At 70.4% G+C, this 24,266-nt stretch carries 19 protein-coding genes, 1 tRNA gene and 1 other RNA gene; 8 read left to right on the top strand and 13 right to left on the bottom strand.

The window, feature by feature from the left end; translation table 11 throughout:
- Positions 1-215 precede the first annotated feature (215 nt).
- On the top strand, positions 216-2,492 hold the full coding sequence (locus tag GA0070216_RS33900; RefSeq protein WP_141723146.1) for a DUF8189 domain-containing protein: 2,277 nt from the start codon (positions 216-218) through the stop codon (positions 2,490-2,492).
- Between the two features lie 127 nt (positions 2,493-2,619).
- Here GA0070216_RS33900 and GA0070216_RS35615 read toward each other — a convergent pair whose 3' ends face one another.
- The 3 genes from GA0070216_RS35615 to GA0070216_RS20745 form a co-directional block, all read right to left on the bottom strand.
- Positions 2,620-3,186, bottom strand: a complete 567-nt coding sequence (locus GA0070216_RS35615) for an ABC transporter ATP-binding protein (RefSeq protein WP_245722608.1) — start codon at positions 3,184-3,186, stop codon at positions 2,620-2,622.
- A gap of 401 nt (positions 3,187-3,587) precedes the next feature.
- Positions 3,588-3,660 (bottom strand) — tRNA-Ala (locus tag GA0070216_RS20750).
- A gap of 108 nt (positions 3,661-3,768) precedes the next feature.
- Positions 3,769-4,368 carry a YqgE/AlgH family protein gene (locus tag GA0070216_RS20745; RefSeq protein WP_091248515.1) on the bottom strand — a complete coding sequence of 200 codons (600 nt, stop codon included), beginning with the start codon at positions 4,366-4,368 and terminating at the stop codon, positions 3,769-3,771.
- A 141-nt stretch (positions 4,369-4,509) separates the two neighbouring features.
- Here GA0070216_RS20745 and GA0070216_RS20740 point away from each other — a divergent pair, with 141 nt between their 5' ends.
- Together GA0070216_RS20740 and mdlC are read left to right on the top strand one after the other, a co-directional pair.
- Positions 4,510-5,313, top strand: coding sequence for an S-methyl-5'-thioadenosine phosphorylase (locus GA0070216_RS20740; RefSeq protein ID WP_091248511.1), 804 nt, complete (start codon positions 4,510-4,512; stop codon positions 5,311-5,313).
- A 272-nt stretch (positions 5,314-5,585) separates the two neighbouring features.
- Positions 5,586-7,181, top strand: coding sequence for a benzoylformate decarboxylase (gene mdlC / locus GA0070216_RS20735; RefSeq protein WP_091248507.1), 1,596 nt, complete (start codon positions 5,586-5,588; stop codon positions 7,179-7,181).
- Positions 7,182-7,371: 190 nt separating this feature from the next.
- Here the strand turns inward: mdlC and GA0070216_RS20730 are convergent, their stop codons facing one another.
- The 8 genes from GA0070216_RS20730 to pruA all read right to left on the bottom strand — a co-directional run bounded on the left by GA0070216_RS20730 (position 7,372) and on the right by pruA (position 15,102).
- Entirely contained in the window at positions 7,372-8,325 is a 954-nt protein-coding gene (locus GA0070216_RS20730) for a hypothetical protein (RefSeq protein ID WP_091248504.1), read from the bottom strand.
- Between the two features lie 355 nt (positions 8,326-8,680).
- Positions 8,681-9,056, bottom strand: a transfer-messenger RNA (tmRNA) gene (ssrA, locus tag GA0070216_RS20725).
- A 104-nt stretch (positions 9,057-9,160) separates the two neighbouring features.
- Positions 9,161-9,640 (bottom strand): SsrA-binding protein SmpB, encoded by a 480-nt coding sequence (gene smpB, locus GA0070216_RS20720; protein WP_091248501.1) that lies wholly within the window; start codon positions 9,638-9,640, stop codon positions 9,161-9,163.
- A gap of 136 nt (positions 9,641-9,776) precedes the next feature.
- A complete protein-coding gene (gene ftsX, locus GA0070216_RS20715; protein ID WP_091248498.1) occupies positions 9,777-10,652 on the bottom strand; it encodes a permease-like cell division protein FtsX in 876 nt (291 codons plus the stop codon).
- Positions 10,653-10,722: 70 nt separating this feature from the next.
- Positions 10,723-11,403, bottom strand: a complete 681-nt coding sequence (gene ftsE / locus GA0070216_RS20710) for a cell division ATP-binding protein FtsE (protein ID WP_030331491.1) — start codon at positions 11,401-11,403, stop codon at positions 10,723-10,725.
- Positions 11,404-11,521: 118 nt separating this feature from the next.
- Positions 11,522-12,643, bottom strand: a complete 1,122-nt coding sequence (gene prfB, locus GA0070216_RS20705) for a peptide chain release factor 2 (protein WP_091248494.1) — start codon at positions 12,641-12,643, stop codon at positions 11,522-11,524.
- A 64-nt stretch (positions 12,644-12,707) separates the two neighbouring features.
- On the bottom strand, positions 12,708-13,223 hold the full coding sequence (locus GA0070216_RS20700) for a PadR family transcriptional regulator (protein WP_091248492.1): 516 nt from the start codon (positions 13,221-13,223) through the stop codon (positions 12,708-12,710).
- Positions 13,224-13,473: 250 nt separating this feature from the next.
- Positions 13,474-15,102, bottom strand: coding sequence for an L-glutamate gamma-semialdehyde dehydrogenase (pruA, locus tag GA0070216_RS20695; protein WP_091248489.1), 1,629 nt, complete (start codon positions 15,100-15,102; stop codon positions 13,474-13,476).
- 356 nt (positions 15,103-15,458) lie between these two features.
- Between pruA and GA0070216_RS20690 the strand changes: the two genes are divergently transcribed.
- On the top strand, positions 15,459-16,661 hold the full coding sequence (locus GA0070216_RS20690) for a hypothetical protein (protein WP_091248484.1): 1,203 nt from the start codon (positions 15,459-15,461) through the stop codon (positions 16,659-16,661).
- A gap of 175 nt (positions 16,662-16,836) precedes the next feature.
- On the opposite strand, the gene GA0070216_RS20685 is transcribed toward GA0070216_RS20690, so the two are convergent.
- Positions 16,837-17,346, bottom strand: a complete 510-nt coding sequence (locus GA0070216_RS20685) for a DUF6912 family protein (RefSeq protein WP_091248665.1) — start codon at positions 17,344-17,346, stop codon at positions 16,837-16,839.
- A gap of 400 nt (positions 17,347-17,746) precedes the next feature.
- Here GA0070216_RS20685 and GA0070216_RS20680 point away from each other — a divergent pair, with 400 nt between their 5' ends.
- Positions 17,747-17,974, top strand: coding sequence for a helix-turn-helix domain-containing protein (locus GA0070216_RS20680; RefSeq protein WP_091248481.1), 228 nt, complete (start codon positions 17,747-17,749; stop codon positions 17,972-17,974).
- A gap of 101 nt (positions 17,975-18,075) precedes the next feature.
- Positions 18,076-18,657 carry an Rv3235 family protein gene (locus tag GA0070216_RS20675; RefSeq protein ID WP_091248478.1) on the top strand — a complete coding sequence of 194 codons (582 nt, stop codon included), beginning with the start codon at positions 18,076-18,078 and terminating at the stop codon, positions 18,655-18,657.
- Between the two features lie 120 nt (positions 18,658-18,777).
- Here GA0070216_RS20675 and secA read toward each other — a convergent pair whose 3' ends face one another.
- Positions 18,778-21,702: a preprotein translocase subunit SecA gene (secA, locus tag GA0070216_RS20670; protein WP_091248475.1), complete on the bottom strand. Its 2,925-nt coding sequence runs from the start codon at positions 21,700-21,702 to the stop codon at positions 18,778-18,780.
- Positions 21,703-21,871: 169 nt separating this feature from the next.
- Between secA and GA0070216_RS20665 the strand changes: the two genes are divergently transcribed.
- A complete protein-coding gene (locus GA0070216_RS20665; protein WP_091248661.1) occupies positions 21,872-23,026 on the top strand; it encodes a GNAT family N-acetyltransferase in 1,155 nt (384 codons plus the stop codon).
- Positions 23,023-24,162 (top strand): GNAT family N-acetyltransferase, encoded by a 1,140-nt coding sequence (locus GA0070216_RS20660; protein ID WP_091248473.1) that lies wholly within the window; start codon positions 23,023-23,025, stop codon positions 24,160-24,162. The genes GA0070216_RS20665 and GA0070216_RS20660 overlap by 4 nt, the downstream gene beginning before the upstream one ends.
- Positions 24,163-24,266: the final 104 nt, after the last annotated feature.

Raw genomic sequence — 24,266 nt, 5'->3', positions numbered from 1 at the left:
TCAGTACATCGACGTCCCAGTGGAAAACCATCAACAGACGGCCTGCGGATCGGACCCGACACAAGCAGAACAACCTCCTGCAATTTTACCTACTTGGGAATTCTCATCAATGCCACCCGGCATCCGCAATGCCCACATGCGAGGATGGAATGACTGATTCAGGGACACTAAGCACCAAAGCTCGATTGCTGCTATGCTACCTATTAGCTCCGATCTTGATCATTGCCGCCGCCATAATTCAAGGGCCACCCCCGGCATTGGCGGACGCAGCGGGCAAGGGCGGTGATTTCGTAGCGGCAAACGGCGTACTTTTGGATACCCGCACGGGCGTGGGTGGCACGGCCGGTACGCGAGCAGCTGGTTCCGAGACGGAGGTGACCGCACTCGGAGTCGGCGGCATCCCTGCTAACGGCGTCCGCGCATTGCTGGTAGACGTCACGGCCATCAATCCAACGGCGAACACCTACCTGACGGTTTACCCGGATGGATCCGACCGGCCGACCGCTTCCACGATCAATGCTTCTGCAGGTCAGGTGCTGTCGAATTCCGCGATTGTGGTCACCGTCGGCGCCAACGGCAAGGTCGTGGTCTACAACCATTCAGGAAATACCCATATCAAGCTCGACGTCCAAGGCTACTTCACAAGCAGTACGGGTACTACGGGTGGGGGCCTGGTTTCCCTGCCGCACACCAAGTTGATAGATACCCGCAATGGCCTCGGAACGACCACCGGCACGATCGCGGGTAACAGCAGCCGGACCGTGACATTGACTGGGAGCGTCGTTCCTGCCGGTGCTTCGGCGGCAGTCATCGATGTGATCGTGACTGGTGCCGCAGCACTTGGTTGGCTTTCGGTGGCACCCGAGAACGACGCCGCAGCGGCCAACGCGATCGACTATCCGGCGGGCACCACGTCAATGGGAATGATCGTGAAGTTGCCCGCCAATGGAAAAGTTGTGCTGGCAAACAAGGGCAGTGGGACGGTACACGCTGTCGTTACCGTACAGGCATACTTCACTGCCACACCGGCGACGGGCGCAGGGTTACGTACGGTCGCAGCGAGCCGATTGCTGGATACCCGGACGGTCGGTGGTGGTCTGCCGGTGCCAGCAAACGGCACGGTGGACGTGGCCGTCGGTGGCGCGTTCGGCTTGCCAACGAGGGAGATCGCCGCAGCAGCCCTGAACTTGACTGCTGTGAGCCCTGCAAGCAGCGGTTTCTTGACGGTATGGCCGGTCGATGGAACTACGAGTGCGGCGTCAACGACCAACTTCACTACCGGTCAACTCGCCCGGTCGAGCTTCGCCGTCAGCAAGCTCGGCACCGAAGGTAAGATCAGAGTCAAGAACAACAGTTCAGGGACGCTGCACATTCTTGTCGACCTGCAGGGCTGGTTCGCCGACCCAATGCCAATCCTGCCGATGACACCATTCACCCGGACGTCAGCCCTTCAGCAGTCACCCAACGGCACCACTCTCGGGATGCTCTACTACGCGTACAGCGATAATCTAGGGCGAATGCGTCGCGGTACGGCCTCCCCTGAGACGCCTGCCGACATCACGTGGGACACCCCGGAGAGCAGCGAGGCTTTCAGAGGCCGACCCACGCTGAGCGAACTCTCCGACAAGAAGATTCAGGCAGCGGTGCAGAGCATCGACGGCAGCATCTGGAAGAGCATCCGGATCGACAGTGGATTGCCTACTTGGGAGAGTGCGCGGAACCTCGGTGGTTCGATGGCTGGTCCGCCAAGCGGCCTGACCGTGGGAGGTGGAACGAATGTACTCTTCGCTGTGGACGTCGACGGACGCCTGTGGCACTACCGCCAGGAAGGAGCAGCTCCCCTGTGGAAGAGCCTCGGTGAAGCCGGCCTTACCGGCACGGTATCCGTAGTCAAGGACGGCGAGGATGCCCGGCTGGTAGCGGTCAACGCCACCGGCGCGGCGAAGACGGCTACCTATTTCGCCGATGGTTCGTTGTCGGGATGGACCGATCTGGGGGGCACCGCAGAGGGAGCACCCGCAGCGTTGCTTTCGACCGCGCATCGCCTGCGCATTGTGATCCGCAATAGCAGCGGTCATATCTCGACCAAGTTCCAGAACCTGGACGGCACCTGGCCTACGAACTGGGAGCAGGTGGGAAGCCTCACCGCCATCGGATCACCCGACACCATTCTGGACCCCCCTTCCGGCCGCACCGCCATCGCCGTTCGCGGAGCTGACAACACCCTGCAACACATCTTCGAAACGGCGCCGGGATCGTCGATCTGGGGGCAGTGGCAGCAGTTGAACCCTGACCCCGATAGAGCCGAGAACGCAGCGACCGATCCGACCATGACACTGGTGACCGGACCCGAAGGAACGTCCTACATCATCATCTTCCGGAACGCCGACGATCTGATCAAGGTCTACAGCCGTCAGCTGTCGCCTCAGCGCGTCGGGGAATCGTCAGACGAGCAATTCGTCCTCAGCTCAGCCCCAGCGCCCCTGGCCTGAGCCGGTCGTTCTCGCATGGCGAGTCCTGGCGCATCCTGATCAGCAGAGCACTACAGAAGGGCGGGACGGGCATCCCCCGAGGGGCCCGTCCCGCCTTAAGCCGCGTCGGCGCGGCCCGATCACCCGGTCAGCTCGGCTCCCCCGACAGGGAGGTCCGCCGCTGCGAGGCCATGACCAGGGAGTAGACGTACTCGCGGAGTTCGCCGAAGAGCGGGGTCTGCTTGGTCGCGATCTGGTCGCGGGGTCGGTCGAGGGTGACCGGCAGGTCCGCCACGACGACTGAGGGGCCCTGCGACAGCACGACCACCCGGTCGGAGAGATACACCGCCTCATCGATGTCGTGGGTCACGAACAACACCGTCGTACCCGTCTCCGCCCAGACCTTGAGCAACAGATCCTCCAGGCTGGCCCGGGTCTGGGCGTCCACCGAGACGAACGGTTCGTCCATGATCAGCACTTCCGGCCGTACGGCGAGACCCCGTGCGATGGCCACCCGCTGCTGCATCCCACCGGAGAGCTGCCACGGATGCAACCCGGCCGCGTGGGCCAGGCCCACCATCTCCAGCGACTCCTGCACCCGGTGCCGGATCTCGGCACGGGGCAGACCCCGGTCCCGCAGGGGAAGGGCGACGTTCTTCTCGACTGTCAACCAGGGGAACAGCGACCGGCTGTAGTCCTGGAAGACGACCGCCACCCGTCGCGGGGGCCGGACATGCTCTCCCCACGGAACATCACCTGGCCGCCGGATATAGGCAGGAGCCCGGCGATGCACACATGAGGGTGGTCTTGCCACAGCCGGAAGGGCCCGCCACCGACACGAACTGACCGGCGTGGACGGCGAACTCGATGCTGCGCACGGCGGGCAACTCAGCGAGTACCTTCACGGCGTGACCGCGCCCCACATTCTCACCTCTGCAAGCTTTTTGGCACCACCAGCCACATAAAACACCAGGTAGTGCGCGGTCCGGACCCGGTTGCCGATCTTGTCGCCCGGGTGGGAGTGTGGGGCGCAACTGTGACCGAATCTGTGACCAAAAAATCAAGAAAAGCGGCATCTCTCAATGAGAAATGCCGCTTGACCTGCAAAAACGCAAGTGGAGCCGAGGGGACTCGAACCCCTGACCCCCACACTGCCAGTGTGGTGCGCTACCAGCTGCGCCACGGCCCCTTGCGGTGTGTCCCGGTCGCCCGGGCACGGAGAGAACTATACACACGACGCCCGTCATGGTCATCTCACGGGGGTACCCCCGGACCGGCTCCGGGAGGGCCCGGGGAATCAGTTCAACGCCACGTCCGGCGGGAAGTGCGCGACCGCGGCCATCATGCCGCCCTGCCGGCGCAGCACCATCGGCCAGAGGTCGTCCGGACGGTCGACGAACGCGTCTCCGGGCAGCGCGTCGAGCACGAACCAGGACCCGTCCTCGATCTCCTGCTCCAACTGCCCGGAGCCCCAGCCGGAGTAGCCGGCGAAGACCCGGATGCCGCCGATGCTGTCCCGCATCCGCTCCGGGTCTGCCGACAGGTCGACGGTGCCGACCGCGCCGGAGATCGGCTGGAAACCCTTCAGCCGGCGCATCGGGTGGCGCATCCGGGCCAGGCAGATCGCCGACTCCGGCTGCACCGGGCCGCCCTCGAAGAGCACCGCCGGATGGCGGGCGAGGCCGCTCCACTCACCGAGGACGTCCGCGACGGCGACCTCGGTGGCCCGGTTGAGCACCACCCCGAGCGCCCCGTTGGCCTCGTGGGCGACCAGCAGCACCACCGTACGATCGAAATTCGGGTCCTTGAGCGCCGGTGTCGCGACCAGCAGCCGCCCGGTCATCGACTCCACGGCACGACCGCTGATCGCCGGTCCCTCCCCCTGCGTCTCGGACATCGTCAGCCGCGCACCGGGTCCGACAACCGGGCACCACCGACCAACCGTGCTGTCACCGCCATGTCTGGCACCATAGCCTGCACCCGGTGCGGTGGCTAAGGTCTGACCGACAGGTGATCGAGGGCGGTCGAGGGAGGGTCCATGGGTCCGACGGCGGACATCGCGGTGATCGGCGGTTCGGGGCTGTACGCGCTGCTCGACGACGCGACAGAACACCAGGTGGAGACCCCGTACGGCGACCCTTCGGACGTGCTCACGATCGCCTCGGTGGGCGGTCGGCCGGTGGCGTTCCTGCCCCGGCACGGGCGTGATCACCGCCACCCGCCGCACCTGATCCCGTACCGGGCGAACCTGTGGGCGCTGCGGTCCCTGGGGGTCCGCCAGGTGCTCGCCCCGTGTGCCGTCGGCGGGCTCCGCCCCGAGCTGGGTCCCGGCACGTTCGTGGTGCCTGACCAGCTGATCGACCGCACCAGTGGCCGGGTGCAGACCTACTACGACCAGGGCGCGGTGCACGTCGCGTTCGGTGACCCGTACTGCCCGGTGGGGCGGCGTACGCTGCTCGGCGCGGCGGCCGGGCGGGACGTGCCGGCGGTCGACGGCGGCACGGTGGTGGTGGTCGAGGGCCCCCGCTTCTCCACCCGTGCGGAATCTCGCTGGTACGCCTCGATGGGCGGCACGGTGGTAAACATGACCGGCCACCCGGAGGCTGTGCTCGCCCGCGAACTGGCCCTCTGCTACACCTCCATCGCCCTGGTCACCGACCTGGACGCCGGGGTGGAGGCGGGTGACTCGGTCACCCAGGAGGAGGTCTTCCGGGTCTTCGGGGAGAACACCGACCGGCTGCGCGGCGTACTGCTGGACGCGGTGGCCGCCCTGCCCGCCGACCGCGACTGCCCCTGTGGGCACGCGCTGGACGGCATCAGGACCCCGTTCCCGCTCCCCTGAGCCGGCCCGCACCACCCAGCGCACCGCGACCGCACCACCGCCGTCGACCCACCGCCACTGCCCCCATCCCATCGCCACGGCACCGGGCAGCGCCACCCCCGCTCCCACCGGTCACAGTGGCCGCACCGCTACCGCCGGGCACGGCCCTGGAGGAGATCGGCGGCAAAGTGACCGAACCGTCCCCTCCTGCCCGATAGATTCGGCAGGTCAGGGGCCGGATCACCGGGTCCCGGCGGGCAGCGGCACGGGCCGGGGACACGGAGGCGGGGGCGATGGCGACCGTCCGGGAGACCACCTACGACCTGCTCCGCGCCCTCGGCCTGACGACGATCTTCGGCAACCCCGGTTCGACCGAGGAGCCGTTCCTCCAGGACTTCCCGGCCGACTTCCACTACGTGCACGCCCTGCACGAGGCGTCGGCGGTGGCGATGGCCGACGGGTACGCCCAGGCCACCGGCCGACCGGCGCACGTCAACCTGCACACCGCCCCGGGCACCGGCAACGGCATGGGCAACCTCGTCACCGCCTGGCACAACCGGACCCCGCTGATCGTCTCCGCCGGGCAGCAGAGCCGGGAGATGCTGCTGATGGAGCCCCGGCTGGCCAGCCGCCAACCGACGGAGCTGCCCCAGCCGTACGTGAAGTGGAGCCACGAGCCGGCGCGGGCTCAGGACGTACCGGCGGCGTTCATGCGGGCGTACGCCACGGCGGCGCAACCACCGAGCGGGCCGGTCTATCTCTCCCTGCCGCTGGACGACTGGCAGCAACCGGCGGACCCACCGCCGCAGGTGCGGACGGTGTCCACCCGGTTCGCCCCCGACCCCCGTCGGCTGCGGGAGTTCGCCGCGTTGCTGACCGCCAGCCGGAACCCGGTGCTGGTGCTCGGCGCGGCGGTGGACCGGGCCACGGCCTGGCCGCTGGCGGCCGCGGTGGCGGAGCGGCTCGCCGCACCGGTCTGGTCCGCGCCGGCACCGGAGCGGGCCGCCTTCCCGGAGCACCACCCGCACTACCGGGGGGTGCTGCCGTACGCGATCGCCCCGCTGGCCGAGAAGCTCACCGGGCACGACGTGGTGCTGGTGGTCGGCGCGCCGGTGTTCCGCTACTACCCCCACGTGCCCGGCGACCACCTGCCACCCGGGGCACGGCTGCTGCACGTCACCGACGACGCGGACGAGGCGGCCCGCGCCCCGGTGGGCGACAGCCTGCTCGGTGACGCCGGGCTGACCCTGGCCGCGCTGCTGGACCTGCTGCCGGCGGCCGACCGGCCCCCGCCCGCGCCCCGCCCGACACCGCCGCCCCCGGAGCCCGGTGACCCGCCCGACGCGGACGCGCTCTTCGCCGCCCTGGCCGCCTGCTGGCCCACCGACGGGGTGCTGGTGCAGGAATCGCCGTCCAACCTGGCGGCGCTGCGTCGCCGGCTCCCGGTGACCCGCCCGGCGTCGTACTTCACCATGGCCAGCGGCGGGCTCGGCTACGGGCTGCCGGCCGCCGTCGGCATCGCCCTCGCCGAACGGGACACCGGGCGGGGCCGGCCGGTGGTCGCGGTGATCGGGGACGGCTCCTTCCACTACTCGGTGCAGGCACTGTGGACCGCCGCGCGGCTGCGGCTGCCGGTGGTCGTGCTGGTCCCGGTGAACCAGCAGTACGCCATCCTCAAGGCGTTCGCCGAGCTGAAGTCCACCCCCGGCGTACCCGGCCTGGACCTGCCGGGCCTGGACCTCACCGCCGTCGCCCACGGCTACGGCTGCGCCACCCGGGTCATCGACACCCTGCCCGACCTGGCCGACGCGCTGGCCGAGGCGTTGCGTGCCGACAGACCGACCGTGCTGGCCGCCCCCATCAGCACCGCCATCCCCACCCTCCTCTAACCCCCACCCCCACCCCTCCCACCCCTCTTACCCCCTCCCGTCCCCCGCCCCCTCCCACCCCTCGCCCAGCCCCGTTGATCAAGAGGTTTGCGTCAAGTTGATCGCGCGAGATGACGCAAACCTCTTGATCAACGGCCAGCAGCACCGTCCTTCCGGGAGCCCCCGGGGAGGGGATGCGGGGGTGGGCGCGTCAGGGGGTGGCGAGGGTGAGGACCCGGCCGGTGCCGACGTCGAGGACCGGGCGGGCGCCGAGTGGGGCCGTCAACGTCACCGTGACCGGCTTGAGCACCGCGAGCGCGATGCACTCGCCGGTGCCCTGGACCACCCCGCCGCCGACCACCACCACGTCGTCGCTCTCCCGCACGAGTGCGGTGGGGCCGCTGTCGCAGGCCCCCAGGCTGACCGTGTACGTCAACCGGGTGCCCTCGACCCGGCGGAGCCGATCGGCACCGGCCACGCCTGCCGGAAGGGTGCGGGGCGGGGCGGTCGGCTCGGGCACGGCGGTGACCGCCCGGGGTGCCACCGCCAGCCGGGCCACCGGAGTGGTCAACTCGGCCACGGTGAACAACCAGGCCGGCACGGCGGCGACTCCCCGGCTGGTGCGCACCTCGGCCGTGCCGAGGGTCACGCCCGTGACGGTGAGCGGGATACAGGCGGTGGCAGCCTGGGTGGCGACCGAATCGTCCGGCCTGGTGGCGTCGGTCGGGCTGGGCGCCTGCGGCACCCGGGGCCGCCCCTCGCACGGCGGTGGGTCCCCCTGGTCCAGTTGCCGGTACGCCTCCGCCGCGCTGATCAGCGGGACGGTCAGAGCGCCGTCCGGGAAGCGGATCGCCGCGTCGGCGGGCACCTTGGTCGGCAGCGGGATCTGGTCCCGGTACCAGCCGGAACGGAAGGCCGCCTCGGTGTCGGCGGTGAAGCCGGGTTGCCCGGGGAGCACCGTGGCGTCCTGCAACGGCAGGTACCCGCCCGACCAGTCGGACCCGGGCCGCCACGCCCCCGCCACCTCGGCGGCCCGCTCGTCGAACGCCTCCCGATGCCGCCCCGGATCACCACCGGCCGACCCACCGGGCGCAGACCCGGCCGGCGCACACCCACCCACCCCCACCACCAGAAGTCCCAACCCCACCACAACAAGTCGCCGCATACCCCTGAGACGCCCCACCCCCTCCCCCGGTTCCCTCAAACCCACCCGGCCACGTCCCACCCCCACCCCCACCCCGCCACGTCCCACCCCCACCCCGCACGCCCCGTCCCGCCCCGCACGCCGCGTCCAGCCCTGCCCCGCCCCACCTCGTTGATCAAGAGGTTTAGGTCAAGTCGATCGCCCCAGATGACGCAAACCTCTTGATCAACGGGGCGAGACGCGCGGAGGCGGGACGGCGCGCGGGCGGGGGCGGGGGCGGGGGCAGGGCACGCGGGGCGGGGTGGAGCACGCGGGGCGGGTGTCAGAGGGAGAAACGGCGATGCGCCCCGGTCCTTGGGGACCGGGGCGCATCGTGGGGTGGAGGTGCCGGGAATCGAACCCGGGTCCTTCGCCGGTTTGTCAGGGCTTCTCCGAGCGCAGCTCGCTATGCCTCTACTCGGCCCCACCGCTCACGCGAGCGAGTTGGTGTGACGGGCCCAGTCGCTGATTAATCTCGCCGCACGGACCCCGCGACCGGGTCCGATTGGCCAGCCCTCTAACTGATGCCGGCTATTGGGACGAAGGCGTTCCCAGGCCGACAGACTCAGCTACTCGCCTCAGGCGGCGAGAGCGAAGTCAGCGCGATTTTGCTTGGCGCTTATAAGTTTCCGACGACCGATTCTCGAGACGACGTCGGCTTCCTCGGCTCGCTTCCCCTGTCGCTGCGTACGAAGTCGAAACCAGTCACCCCCTCGACGGGCCGCCGATGTGGCGGCACTGTCCAGACTAACGCCTACCGCAACGGGTTTCATCCCGAGCCCCGGGCCGGCGCGTCGAGCCGGACAAACAGGACGACTCAGTCGTCCATTCCCTTGCCGCGCCGGCCCGACACCCGGGCGATCTCCCGGTCGGCGTCCCGCTTGGCGAGGTCCTGCCGCTTGTCGTACGACTTCTTGCCCTTGGCCAGGGCGATCTCCACCTTGGCCCAGCCGTCGGAGAAGTAGACCTGCAACGGGACCATGGTCAGGCCGCCCTCGCGGGTCTTGCCGACCAGCCGGTCGATCTCCAACCGCTTCAGCAGCAGCTTGCGGGTACGCCGGGGCTCGTGGTTGGTCCAGGTGCCCTGGGTGTACTCCGGGATGTGCATGCCGTGTAGGAACAACTCGCCGTCGCGCTCCTGGGCGAAGGCGTCGACCAGTGAGGCCCGCCCGGCGCGCAGCGACTTGACCTCGGTGCCGGTCAACGCCATGCCCGCCTCGTACGTGTCGAGGATGGCGTAGTCGTGGCGGGCCTTCCTGTTGGAGGCGACCACCTTGCGGCCCTTTTCCCGTGGCATCCGGCGCACCCCCTTCCGGGTCCGCGCACCGACCGTCCGGCCGGTGAGCGGGGATCATGCTACCCGAATGACAAGGGCCCTCCCGCGCCGTTTCTTCCCGGCGCGGGAGGGCCCGCACGTCGACCCCCTGCGGCGACTAGACCCGCAGGTAGAAGCGGAGCGTGACCCAGGCGGTGGCGGCGCTGATCAGGCCACCCACGCCGGCCATCAGCGGGAACATCAGGAAGATGTCCGACCACTGGATCGGGGAGAGCAGCCCCTCCAGCGCCTTCAACGAGCCGCTGAACAGCAGCTGTTTGGCGCCGATCAGCGCGATCAGGCCCAGCAACGAGCCGATCAGGCCGGCGACCACCGCCTCCAGCACGAACGGCGCCTGGATGAACCAGTTCGACGCGCCGACCAGCTTCATGACCGCGACCTCACGCCGCTTGCTGTACGCGGCCACCTGGATGGTGTTCGCCACCAGCAGCAGCGCGGCGATGGCCATCACCACGGCGGCGGCCAGCGCGATGTTCTGGATCGCGGTGAGCACGTTGAAGATCTTGTCCAGCAGCCGGCTCTGGTCGACGATCACGTCGACCCCTTCGGTGCCCTGGTACTGGTCGTAGATGTTCTTGTACTGCTCCGGGTTGACCAACTTCAGCCGGAAGGACTCGGGGAGCAGGTCGGGCTTCACGACGTTCACCAGGTCGGGCGCGTCCTGGTACATCTCCTTGAACGTCTTGTACGCCTCGTCCTTGTTGACATAGAGGACCTCCTTGACCAGGGGGTCGCCCTTCAACTTGGCGTCGAGGTCGGTGCGCTGCTGCTCGGTGACGTCGGTCTTCAGGAAGATCGAGACTTCGACGTTCTTGTAGTAGAGGTCCTTCATGTCGCCGACCTGTTTGTACATCAGGCCACTGGCGCCGAGCATGGTCAGCGAGACCGCCATCGTAATGATCATCGCGACCGTCATCGTGACGTTGCGCCACAGTCCGACCAGTACCTCGGACAGGACGTACTTTATCCGCATCGGGTGTTCCTCCGGCTCTCCGGCGTGAGGTGTTCGTCGTCAGGTCGTACGGCAGGGGTGGAGCGCCGGCTCACCCGTAGACGCCGCGGGCCTGGTCGCGCACGATGCGGCCGCTTTCGATCTCGACGACACGACGGCGCATCTGGTTCACGATGTTGGAGTCGTGGGTGACCATCACGACGGTCGTGCCGGTGCGGTTGATCCGGTCCAGCAAACGCATGATCTCGATCGAGGTGTCCGGGTCCAGGTTTCCGGTCGGCTCGTCCGCCAGCAGGATCAGCGGACGGTTCACGAACGCCCGCGCGACCGCGACCCGCTGCTGCTCACCACCGGAGAGTTCGTGTGGGTACCGGTGCTCCTTGCCACCGAGCCCGACCAACTCCAGCACCTCGGGCACGACCCGGCGGGCCACCGCCTTGGTCTTGCCGATCACCTCCAGGGCGAACGCCACGTTCTCGTAGGCGGTGCGGTTCGGCAGCAGCCGGAAGTCCTGGAAGACGCAGCCGATGGAACGCCGGAAGTGGGGTCGCTTCCAGGAACGCATCGAGGTGACGTCCTTGCCGTTGACGACGACCCGACCCTTGTTGGGGGCGACCTCGTGCAACAGCATCTTGATGATCGTGGACTTGCCGGAGCCGGATGGCCCGATGAAGAAGACGAACTCGCCCTTCTCGATCGAGACGGACACGTTGTCGAGCGAAGGCCGGGACGCCTTCGGGTACGTCTTCGTCACTTGCTCAAGCTGAATCACGGGTCGTGAGTCTACGCGGTGTAACCGCAGAGCCAAGTGGCACGCCCCGCCGATGCGGGGCGCGTCATCGATTTGCCCGGTCAACCCGGGATCGACGACGCGCCCCGTTCACGATCGATCACGCAGCGTCGTTGGCGAGCTGCTGCTGCTTGCGCCAACGGATACCCGCCTCGATGAAGCTGTCCAACTCCCCGTCGAAGACCGACGACGGATTGCCGGTCTCCTGCTCGGTTCGGAGATCCTTCACCATCTGATACGGGTGCAGCACGTACGAACGCATCTGGTCGCCCCAGGAGCTGGTGCTGCCGGACTTCAGACCGGCGAGCTTCGCCTCCTCCTCCTGCCGCTTGCGCTCCAGCAGCCGGGACTGGAGCACCCGCATCGCGGAGGCCTTGTTCTGCAGCTGGGACTTCTCGTTCTGGCAGGTCACCACGATGTTGGTGGGGATGTGGGTCAACCGCACCGCCGAGTCGGTGGTGTTGACGCTCTGCCCACCCGGGCCGGACGACCGGTAGACGTCCACCCGGATGTCGTTCTCCGGGATGTCGATGTGGTCGGTCTGCTCGGTGACCGGCAGCACCTCGACCCCGGCGAAGCTGGTCTGCCGGCGGCCCTGGTTGTCGAACGGGCTGATCCGGACCAGCCGGTGGGTGCCCGACTCGACGCTGAGCGTGCCGTAGGCGTACGGGACCTTGACGGTGAAGGTGGCGGACTTGAGGCCGGCCTCCTCGGCGTACGAGGTCTCGTAGACCTCCGTCGGGTAGCCGTGCCGCTCGGCCCAGCGCAGGTACATCCGCAGCAGCATCTCGGCGAAGTCGGCCGCGTCCACCCCACCGGCGCCCGCCCGGATGGCGACCAGCGCCTCCCGGGAGTCGTACTCGCCGGAGAGCAGGGTGCGGACCTCCATCTCCTGGATGGCCTTGGTCAGCCCGGCGATCTCCGACTCGACCTCGCCCAGCACCCCGGAGTCGGCCTCGTCCTCGGCCAACTCCAGCAGCACCCGGGCGTCGTCCAGCCCCGACCGCAGGCTGCCCAGCTTGCTGATCTCGCCGTTGACGTACGACAACTGCGAGGTCACCTGCTGCGCCTTGGCCTGGTCGTCCCAGAGATCCGGCGCGGACGCCTGCTCCTCCAGCCGGGCCTTCTCCCCCCGCAGGCGGTCGAGGTCGAGCACCGACTCGATGTTGCGTAGGGTCGCGTCGAGTTCCTTCAGTTGTTCGGCGTAATCGGCAGCGGTCACGACAGACAAGGGTACTGTGCGTGCGGCGGTCCGCTCACGTCACACCACCTACCAGGGCCGATGATCAGCCGACCGGGGCGGTCTTGAGCCAGGACAGCGCGGCCTTGTGGTAGGCGACGGCGAACTCCAACGCGCTGGCGTCGTACTCGTCGCCCTCCTTCTTGGCGGTCTTGACCTGCTCCCGGACGTACGCGAGGGCCTCGGTGTGGTATTCGTTGGCTGAGGTGTAGAGGTTCTTGAGCTGGCTGGCCGAGTGCAGGTTGCCGAACGCGATCCGCAGGGCGATCGGGTTGCGGATGGTGTCCCGACCGGGATTCTCCGCCAGCCAGCGGGAGAAGGTCCGCTTCCCTGACGCCGTGATCGCGTAGGGTTGACTCATCCGCGGCCCGGGCTTGCCCAGCCGCACGAAACCACGCTCCGCCAGCACCGGCAACTCACGGTAGACCTGACTGCGTGTCATTGACCAGTACGGCGCCAGTCGGCGCTCAGCGGCGGCCATCAGCTGACCGCCTGTCATCGGGCCCTCATGCAACAACCCCAACAGGGCCGCCGCAGTGGGGTTGACTCCGGAATCCGCCATGCCCTCTAAGCTGCCACTTTGCCGTCCCGGCGTCCAGGATTTCCGGATTTGCCACCCGGGAGGATTTCCAATGTGCACTGTCGGCCGACGACAGTGCTCCCAGGACCGCCCCGACCGGCCCCGCCTGCGGTGACCTGGGCCACGCCGGCCGATGGTGGCTGACACGCCGGCCGGGCCGCGTCGGGCACCACCGCGGGATGGTGGTGGCACCGACGGCGGCGGGACTCCGCCACCGTCGGTCGTCACCGCTTCACCCCATGTGCGGGTACGTGTGGTCGGTCGGCGCGACGAACGTCTCCTTGATGGTCCGGGGCGACATCCAACGCACCAGGTTGTGCCACGACCCGGCCTTGTCGTTGGTGCCGCTGGCCCGGGCGCCGCCGAAGGGCTGCTGCCCGACCACCGCACCGGTCGGCTTGTCGTTGATGTAGAAGTTGCCGGCCGCGTACCGCATCTTCTCGGCCACCGCGTCGACCACCCGGCGGTCGGTGGCGAAGATCGACCCGGTCAGCGCGTACGGGGCGATCGACTCGGCCTGGGTGACCACGTCGTCGAAGCGGGCGTCGTCGAAGACGTGCACGCCGAGGATCGGCCCGAAGTACTCGGTGGTGAACGTCTCGTGCGCCAGGTCGGCGCACTCGAACAGCGTCGGCCGGACGAACCACCCGACCGAGTCGTCGGCGGTGCCCCCGGCCAGCACCCGGCAGCTGTCGTCCCCGGCGATCAGGTCCAGCGCGGCGGTGTGCCGGGCGAACGCCCGGCCGTCGATCACCGCGCCACCGAAGTTGGCGAAGTCGGTGACGTCGCCGTAGGTCAGCGAGTCGGCGGTGGCGGCCAGCCGGTCCCGCAGCCCACCCTCCCAGAGCGACCGCGGGACGTACGCCCGCGAGGCGGCCGAGCACTTCTGGCCCTGGTACTCGTAGGCGCCCCGGATCAGCGCGGTGTGCAGGGCGTCGACGTCGGCGCTGGTGTGCGCGACCACGAAGTCCTTGCCGCCGGTCTCACCGACCAGCCGGGGGTAGCCGCGGTAGGAGGCGATGTTCTCGCCGACGATGCGCCACAGCGACTGGAACACCTTGGTCGAGCCGGTGAAGTGGATGCCGGCCAGATCCGGGTCGGCGAGCACCACGTCGGAGACCTCCTCGCCCCGCCCGGTGACCATGTTGATCACACCGGGGGGCAGGCCGGCCGCCTCGAACAGCCGCATGGTGAAGTGCGCCGCGAACTGCTGGGTGGGGCCCGGCTTCCAGACCACGGTGTTGCCGAGCAGGGCCGGCGCGGACGGCAGGTTGCCGGCGATCGCGGTGAAGTTGAACGGGGTCACCGCGTAGACGAAGCCTTCGAGCGGGCGGTGGTCGAACCGGTTCCAGACCCCGGGCGACGAGTTCGGCTGGGCCGCCAGCAGCTCGCGGGCGAAGTGCACGTTGAACCGGAGGAAGTCGATGAACTCGCAGGCCGCGTCGATCTCCGCTTGGACGGCGGTCTTGGACTGGCCGAGCATGGTGGCCGCGTTGAGGGTGTCCCGCCACGGGCCGGCCAGCAGCTCGGCGGCGCGCAGGAAGATCGCGGCCCGCTCCTCGAACGGCAACGCCCGCCACATCGGCGCGGCGTCCTTGGCGGCGTGCACGGCGGCGCGGGCGTCGTCGTGGGTGGCGTGGCCGGTGACCCCGAGCACGTGCGCGTGCCGGTGCGGCTGGACCACGTCGATCGGGTCGCCGCCGGCCATCCGCTGCGCGCCGGCGATGGTCATCGGCAGGTCGATCCGCTCGGCGGCCAGCTCGGCCAGCCTCCGTTGCAGCCGCTCCCGGTCGGCGCTGCCCGGCTCGTAGGTGCGTACCGGCTCGTTGTGCGGGTCGGGTACGGAGAACACGGCGTCCATCACAGCTCCTGGGCGATCTCGACAGCGGCGGCGAAATCGGACCCGCGGGCACCGACCCGGACGGCCGGACGCCGGACACCGCGCGGTGTGCCTGGCGCGGCGGCGGGACCTCCGGGAATTCTCCCACGCCTGGCCCGACGTCATTACGCCCCGCCCGCCACGCACCGTTGATCAGGAGGCCAGAACGCCGAAACAGCGACGATTCATACCAGAGAACCCCCGACGATCATGGCAATGCCAAGGGAGGGCGACGCGGACGGTCGCCTGCCAGAGCCATCCGGTCGCCCGCGTACGCTGGTTCGAGCGATGGAGAGGCCCTCCCGGTGCCGGGGCGGCGCGGTGTCGAAGGGGAGACGATGAGCAACCAGCCCGGCAATTCGACGGCGGCCTCCGTCGGCCGGCCTCACCGCCACCCCGGTCGCGATCCCGGCACACCCCGCGATCCCGATCCCGGCACCGAGGCGGACCGCGCTCCCGAGGCGCAGGCGGGTCCCGGGGCGGAGGCGGAACACGGTCCCGACACGGAGACGGACCCCACCGCGCAGGGCGACCGCGAAGCACAGACGGACCGCGACGCGGAGGCGGAGCGGTCGGCCGCCACCGGGCAGGTCGGCGAGGAGATCCACACCGCACCGGCGGAGCGGACGGGGTACGCCCCGGTCACGCCCCTGTTGGCGGTGCTCGCGCTCGGTTGGCTGGCCGCGATGCTGTGGTCCACCCGGGAGGCGATCCACTCGGCAGCGGTCGGGCTCACCGCGATCACCCTCTCCGCCTTCGCCCTGCCCGGAGTGATCTCCGCCGCGTTGGTCGCCGGTGCGGCGGTCGCGCTGGCCGCGAGTGAGCTGGCCGCCCGCCGGCTCGGCGACCGTGCCACGCTGCGCTTCGCGGCGGCGATCGGGGCCGGCATGCTGGTCGGACTGGGCACCGCCCTGGCCATCAACCTGACGTACGCCGACAACGCCACCACCAACACCATCGCCGGCACCAGCGCGGCGGCGGCCGTCATCGGCGGGGCGATCGCCGGAGCGCGTACCCCGGCACCGGTCGGCGCGGTGGTCGCCGCCGCCCTCGGGACCCTGTTCTTCGTGGTGGTGTTCAGCCAGGCCCGCGACCCGCTGTTCGACCTGTTCGGCGCGGACGACTCCCAGGCGTCGCTGGTCGGTGCCGCGAAGTGGGTCTCCCGCACCGAGTCGCTGCTCGGCGGGCTGCTGGCCGGCCTGCTCGCCTTCGGCTACCTCACCTGGGCCCGCCGCCGGGCCGTCCGGCGCGCTCCTGACGCACCGGCGCCCCGCTGGCCCGCCTACCTGCTGGCCGGGGCCGGGCCGGGCCTGCTCCTGCTGCTCGCCGAGGTGATCATCCGGATCGGCGGCCGAACCCTACTGGACCTGGCCGGCGCGCTCAGCGAGGCGGACGCGGTGGCCCAGACCAGCATGGGCACCTCGCGGGTCGACAACGGCATCTGGGTGCTCTTCGTGGGCGCGTTGACCTCGGTCGTCCTCTTCGGCCGCACCCTCGGCCCGACCCCCCGCGACGACGACCCCGAGACCGTCCAGGACTGACCGGCCACCACCCGCCCGTCCCTGCTCTCCCCCGGCCGTCCCGGCGTCCCACGCCCGGCCGTCCCGGCGTCCCACGCCCGGCCGTCCCGGCGTCCCACGCCCGGCCGTCCCGGCGTCCACTGCCCGAGCCGACCGGGCCGGCGGCCAACGCTCCGCCGTCCCCGGTCCGGACGGGTCAGGAGGCGGTGCGCAGCAGCAGTTCCCACTCGGACGGGGCGTACCACTCCAACTCGTGGTCCTCGGCCCCGTCGACGGTGAACTGAGCGTCCGGATCACCGGCGAGCGCTTCGCGCACCACGTCGACGGCCGCGGTCACGTCGTCGACCGCCTCGGCCCCGTCCACGTGCAGCGCGGCCACCGCCGACGCCGGCACCGGCCCATCCAGCTCCACCATGCTGGAGCCCAACTCGCCGTCGCCCCGGCCGACGGCTGCGGCGGGCAGGTCCACCGAGACCACCACCCGACGACGAGCTGCGGCCGGGTCCTCCCGCAGCAGTTGCAGCGCGTCCTGCGCGGCCCGGGTGAAGGCGACGTACTCCAACTCCTCCTCGTCGCCCTCGGCGTACCACTCGCGCAGAGCCGGGGTGACCGCGTGCCCACCGTTGGCCGGCAGTCCCTGCTCACGCAGCAGGGCCAGCATCGGCACGGTCGCCGGCACGTACACCCGGACCACCTCGTCGCCCACCATCGTCTCTCCCGCTCGTTGCCCTGCCGCCTGGTCAGCCGCGTTCACCGGGGGCCCGGGGGCCCACCGTTCGCCCGGCTCGTGACGACCCCCCGCCGTCCCGAAAGCCGATCATGCCGTACCGGCGGTGCCGGCGCGGACCCGACGCCGAGACCGTCATACACCGTGCACCGCACCGGTGGAAGCCGCCGCACCGGCCCGACGACCCCTCTTCGGGCGGATCAGCCCGGCACACCCCGTCGGCCGGCGATCGGGCCGCGACACCGCCGGCCTCCCCCAGGGCGGCCGGCAGGAGACGGTCGGTCACCGGACAGCCAGGATCGACCGGACGGTCCGATGCTGGGCGGGGAAGGCTGTCGGTGGCAAACTGACCCCAACGACGCCAAGCTGAGGGGTTTCCGTGGAGCCGAGGTTTCTCCTGCTCTCCGACGTGGCCACCGAGCTGAACGTGTCGGATTCGCAGGTCTATCACATGGTACGCAGCGGTGAACTCCCGGCCATCAAGATCGGTGGACGGGGGCAGTGGCGGGTCGAGCGCGCCCGGCTGGAGGAGTACATCCAGTTCAAGTACGCCGAGACCGCCGAGTGGGTACGCGGCAACCCGCTCACCGACCGCGACCCGGAGTGACCGGACCATCCCGCTGAGCCATTGACCCTGGGCGTTGCCATGTCCGACAATCGAAGCTGTCGGAAGCAAACGAAGGCAAACGTAGGATTGAGGGTGCGACGATGGCCGACTCCCGCCGTCCGGGGCCGACCCGACCGCCGATCCGGTTGCGCCCCGCCCCCATCGCCGACCCGCCCTACGTCGACGAGGTGCCGGATCTCTGGCCCCGGCCACCCGGTCAACTCGCCCTCGATCTGTTCGGCACGGGACAGCAACCCATCGGCCGTCCGGCCGGCCGGCGACCCGACCCCCGACCCCGCCCCGGGCACCCGGCCGCCCCACCACTGCCCCCGCCCGCCACGGTCACTCCCGAGGCGACCCGTGCGGCGCACCGGTTCGTCGGCACCTGCCTGGAGATCCTCAACGGCTACCGGCCGCCCGGCCAGATCCGGGCACTGGTCGAGCCGGGGCGCACCGTCGAGGTGACCGAGCAACTCGCCCGCGCCGCGTCCCGTACCCCGCCGGTGAGGCGGCGCTCCACCCGGCCCGCCGTCCACCTGCGCCGGATGCGGGTGTACGAGCCGCGCCCGGCGGCGGTCGAGGTGGCCGCGGTGGTCACCGCCAGCGGCCGTACCTGGGCCATGGCACTCCGCCTGGAACAGCGCCGAGGCAGCTGGCTCTGCACCACCCTCCAGGTCATCTGACCCCGAAGCGCCCACGCCGGGTAGTCGGCCAGTTCGGGCGGTAGGTTGCCCGCTGGCCGCTCAGGAACGCGAGGACGCCCGCCCGCTCAGTTGAGCGGGCGGGCGTCCTCGCGGTTCGGATCAGACGCCGCCGTTGGGTGCGCCGTGGCAGCGCTTGTACTTGCGGCCGGAGCCGCACGGGCAGGGCGCGTTGCGGGACGGGCCACCCTCGGCCCGGTCGACCGGGCCGGTGGCACGCCGGGCGGTGCTGGCCGCGGCGGCCTGACCGCCCGCCCCTGCGGCGGCCGGACGACGCGGCGGGCCGGCGGCGGGCCGGGTCTGCGACGGGGGCTGCGGCTGCCCGCTCCCGATGCCGAGTGCCGGGGCGGACGGCGCAGGCTCGGGCCGCTCCACGGTCACCGCGCCCGCGCCGGCCTCACCGTCGATGGTGGGGGCGGAGTATTGCAGCCCCTGCTGCTGCGGCGCACGGTTGAGGCCCTTGGCCCGGATCTCGACCGGCTTCTCCAGCAGCTGGACTTCCTCGGCCTCCGGCTCCGGCTCCTGGACCTGCACCTCCAGGTTGTAGAGGAACCCGACCGTCTCCTCCTTGATGCCGTCCATCATGGTGGCGAACATGTCGAAGCCCTCGCGCTGGTACTCGATGACCGGGTCGCGCTGGGCGTACGCCCGGAGGCTGATGCCCTCCTGGAGGTAGTCCATCTCGTAGAGGTGCTCGCGCCACTTACGGTCGATGACCTGGAGCAGCACCATTCGCTCAAGCTGGCGGGTGGCCTCCTCACCGAGGCTCTCCTCGCGCCGGTCGTACGCGGCGTTCGCGTCCTCCTTGAGGCGGGCCAGCAGGAAGTCCTGGTCCAGGCCGGACCGGGAGCCGACCTCCTCCTCCAGCTCCTCGACGGTGATGCCCACCGGGTAGAGCTGCTTGAGGCTCGTCCAGAGCTGGTCGAGGTCCCAGTCCTCGGCGTAGCCGTCGCTGGTGGCCCCCACCACGTACGCGCCGATGGTGTCGTCGATCATGTTGCGGACCTGGTCGGAGAGGTCCTCGCCGTTGAGTACGCGCAACCGCTCGGCGTAGATCACCTGGCGCTGCTTGTTGAGCACCTCGTCGTACTTCAGGACGTTCTTGCGGATCTCGGCGTTCTGGCCCTCGATCTGGGCCTGGGCGTTCTTGATCTGCCGGGTGACCATCTTCGACTCGATGGGCACGTCCTCCGGGATGTTGAACCGCTCCATCACGGCCTCGACCGCGCCGGCCCGGAACCGCTTCATCAGCTCGTCCTGGAGCGACAGGTAGAACCGGGACTCGCCCGGGTCACCCTGCCGGCCGGCCCGACCGCGCAGCTGGTTGTCGATCCGACGGGACTCGTGCCGCTCGGTGCCGAGGACGTAGAGGCCACCGGCGGCGGCCACCTCCTCGGCCTCGGTCGCGCACGCCTGCTTCCAGGTGGGCAGGACCTCCTCCATCGCCTTGCCGTACTCGTCCTCCTGCTCGACCGGGTCGAGGCCGCGCTGGCGCAGCTCGCTGGCGGCGAGGAACTCGGCGTTGCCGCCGAGCAGGATGTCGGTGCCGCGGCCGGCCATGTTGGTGGCGACGGTGACCGCGCCCTTGCGGCCGGCCTGCGCGACGATCTCGGCCTCTCGGGCGTGGAACTTCGCGTTCAGCACCGAGTGCGGGATGCCCCGGCGGCGCAGCAGCGTGGAGAGGATCTCGGAGTTTTCCACCGAGACGGTGCCGACCAGCACCGGCTGGCCGGCCTGGTGCCGCTCGGCGATGTCCTCGATGACCGCGTTGAACTTGGCCTTCTCGGTCTTGTAGATGACGTCGGCCTTGTCCATCCGGACCATCGGCCGGTGCGTGGGGATGGACACCACGCCGACCTTGTAGACCTTGTTGAACTCACCCGCCTCGGTCTGGGCGGTACCGGTCATGCCGGAGAGCTTCTCGTAGAGGCGGAAGTAGTTCTGGAGGGTGATGGTGGCCAGGGTCTGGTTCTCCTGCTTGATCTCCACCCCCTCCTTGGCCTCGATCGCCTGGTGCATGCCCTCGTTGTAGCGGCGGCCGTGCAGGATGCGCCCGGTGAACTCGTCGACGATCAGGACCTCGCCGTCGCTGACGATGTAGTCCTTGTCGCGCTTGTAGAGCTCCTTGGCCTTGATCGCGTTGTTGAGGTAACCGACCAGCGGGGTGTTCACCGACTCGTAGAGGTTGTCGATGCCGAGCCGGTCCTCGACCTTGGCCACGCCGCGCTCGGTGACCGCGATGGTGCGCTTGGCGTAGTCGACCTCGTAGTCGCCCTCGCCGTCCTTGCCGGACTGGAGGCGGGCCACCACCCCGGCGAACTCGCCGTACCAGCGGGCGGAGTGCTCGGCCGGGCCGGAGATGATCAGCGGGGTCCGGGCCTCGTCGATCAGGATCGAGTCGACCTCGTCGACCACGGCGAAGTTGTGCCCCCGCTGGACCAGTTCCTCGTGGGACCAGGCCATGTTGTCGCGCAGGTAGTCGAAGCCGAACTCGTTGTTGGTGCCGTAGGTGATGTCGCACTCGTAGGCGGCCTTGTGTTCGACGGCCGGCCGGTTGGGCAGCACCACGCCGACGGTCAGGCCGAGGAACTCGTGCACCTGGCCCATCCACGCGGCGTCGCGCTGGGCCAGGTAGTCGTTGACGGTGACCACGTGCACGCCCTTGCCGGAGAGCGCGTTGAGGTAGACCGCCATGACCGAGGTCAGCGTCTTGCCCTCACCGGTCTTCATCTCGGCGATGTTGCCGAAGTGCAGCGCCGCGCCGCCCATCACCTGGACGTCGTACGGCCGCTGGCCGAGCACCCGGGCGGACGCCTCGCGCACGGTGGCGAACGCCTCGGGCAGCAGGTCGTCGAGGGTCTCACCATCGGCGAGCCGCTCCCGGTACTGATCAGTCAGTGACCTCAGCTCGTCGTCGGTGAGGTTGACGTAGTCGTCCTCGATCGAGTTGACGGCGGCGGCGATGGCCTTCAGCCGGCGCACCATACGGCCCTCGCCCGCGCGGAGGACCCTTTCCAGAATCGACACGGATCAACGCTCCCCTAGACAGTCTCGCACCATCGTAGGCGCTCCGACGGCGCGATGGTCACTGGTGGCGGCGGTCCGGCCCGACTAAACCGACATAACGCTCGGCTCGGCCCGCTACCCACGATTATCCGGTTACGCCCACCGCGAACGATCCGGCACGATGACCCGGATGGAGCCTGTGGAGATCGTCGAGGACAGCCTGCTGCTGCGTCCGTGGCTCGCCTCGGACGCGGAAGACGTGCACCGGGCTTGCCAGGACCCGGACATCCAGCGCTGGACCACCGTACCGCGTCCGTACCGGCCTGAACACGCCCATGGTTTCGTCACCGAGATCGCCACCCGCGCCTGGGCTGACGGCACCGGCGCGCCGTTCGCTGTCTGCGACGCGACCACCGGCCAACTGCTGGGCTCCTGCGGCCTGGTCTCGATCGACCGGACCCTCGACTCCGGCGAGATCGGCTACTGGACCGCCCCGTGGGCCCGCGGCCGGGGGGTCACCGTGCGGGCCGTCCGGGCGGTCGCCCGGTGGGCCTTCGAGGCGCTGTCCCTGCGCCGGCTGATCTGGCAGGCCGAGGTCGGCAACCACTTCTCCCGGCTGGTCGCGCTGCGGGCCGGCATCCAGGTCTCCGGCGAACTACGGCTCGCCCACCCCGCCGGGGACGGCCGGGCCGAGGGGTGGGTCGGCTCGCTGCTGCCCGGGGAGGTGCCCGCCGTCGGCGCGACCGGCCCCGCCGGGTCGGGCACCCTGGACGCCCGGCGGGCCGCCGTGTTCAGCCGGCCCCCACCCGTCCTCTTCGCCGCCGCCGGGGACACCGAGCTGCGGCTACGACCGATGGAGGAGCGCGACCTGGACGGGGTCGTGGCCACCTGCCGGGACCCCGACACCGTCCGGTGGACCAGCGTGCCGCACCCCTACCAGCGCACCGACGCCGAGGGCTACCTGGGCTACGGCGGGCTGGCCTGGGCGCGGGGCAGCAGCGCGTGCTTCGTGCTGGCCGACCCGGACGACGCCTTCGCCGGCACCGTCGACCTGCGGTTGAACCCCACCGACCCACTGCTGGCCGAAGTCGGCTTCATGACCGCGCCGCACGCCCGGGGGCGGGGCTGGATGCCGGCCGCGCTCGGCGCGCTCACCGCCTGGGGCATCACCGGCCTCGGCCTGGCCCGGGTCGAGTGGAAGGCCCACGTCGGCAACACCGCCTCCCGCCGGGTCGCCGAGAAGGCCGGCTTCACCGTCGAGGGCACCCTGCGGGGCGGGGTCTCGCAGCGGGGGGACCGGGTCGACGCCTGGGTCGGCGCGCTGCTCGCCGAGGATCTGACGTGACCCCGGACGTCGTCGAGGCCGGTCCGGTGCGGCTGCGGCCGTACCGCCCCGACGACGCCGGGGACCTCGTCGCCGGCTGCGCCGATCCGGTGAACCTGCGGTTCAATCCGGTGCTGCCGCAGCCGTACACCCTGGCCGACGCCCGCTGGTGGATCACCGAGGGCGCCCCGGCGGCGTGGCGCGGCGGCGGGGCCGCGTACGCGATCGTCGACGCCGACACCGACCGACCGGTCGGCGGGGCCGGGCTCAGCCAGGTGGTGCCGGGCCGGGGCCAGGCGGAGCTGGGCTACTGGGTGGCACCGCAGGCCCGGCGGCGCGGGATCGCCACCGCCGCCACCCGGGCGCTGGCGACCGCCGCGTTCCGGGCCGGCCTGGCCCGGCTGGAACTGCTGATCCAGGCCGAGAACCCGGCCAGCCAGCGGGTCGCGCTGGCCGCCGGCTTCCACCCCGAGGGGGTACGCCGGTCCGCCGGCCTGGGCCGCGACGGCAGCCGGTACGACCTGCTCGCCTGGGTACGCCTCGCCGACGACCCGCCGGGCCCGCTCCCGCGTCCGCTGCCGGACCTGCCCGACGGTCGGCTCACCGACACGGTGGTGACCCTGCGCCGGCTCGCCCCTGCGGACGCCGAGGCGTTGCACCGGCTGCACACCCGCCCCGAGGTGGTGGCGACCCGGGTCCGGCCGGTCCCACCGACCCGGGCGGACATCGACCGGCGCTGCGCCGTCGCCGAGAGCGACTGGCTGACCGGCCGGTCAGCCGACTTCGCGCTGTGCGACGCGGTGACCGGCACGATGGTCGGCGGCTGCGCCCTGATCTACGACGAGCCGGCCACCGGTCAGGCGATGATCGGCTACAGCCTGCTGCCCGAGGCGCGCGGCCGGGGCCTGGCCACCCGTGCGGTCCGGCTGCTGGCGGGCTGGGCGTTCGACCCGGTGGGCCTGGCCCGCCTCTGGGCCGGCACCGCCCCCTGGAACACCGCCTCCCAGCGGGTCCTGACCCGGGCCGGCTTCCACCGGGAGGGCCTCATGCGCGCCCGCCTCCCCGCCCCGGACCCCGACACCCCCCGCCCCGACACCCTCCTCTGGTCCCGCCTCCCCACCGACCCCACCCCGACCCCCCACCCACTCCCCGGGTGATCAAGAGGGTTGCGTCAATTCGATCTTCGAAACTGACGCAACCCTCTTGATCACCGCCGGCGGAAGGGACGGGGGGACGGGGAGAGGGGAGGGAAGGGAAGGGG

This window comes from Micromonospora matsumotoense (assembly GCF_900091525.1).
Lineage (GTDB): Bacteria > Actinomycetota > Actinomycetes > Mycobacteriales > Micromonosporaceae > Micromonospora > Micromonospora matsumotoensis.
This window is presented reverse-complemented; position numbering and strand designations above follow the sequence as displayed.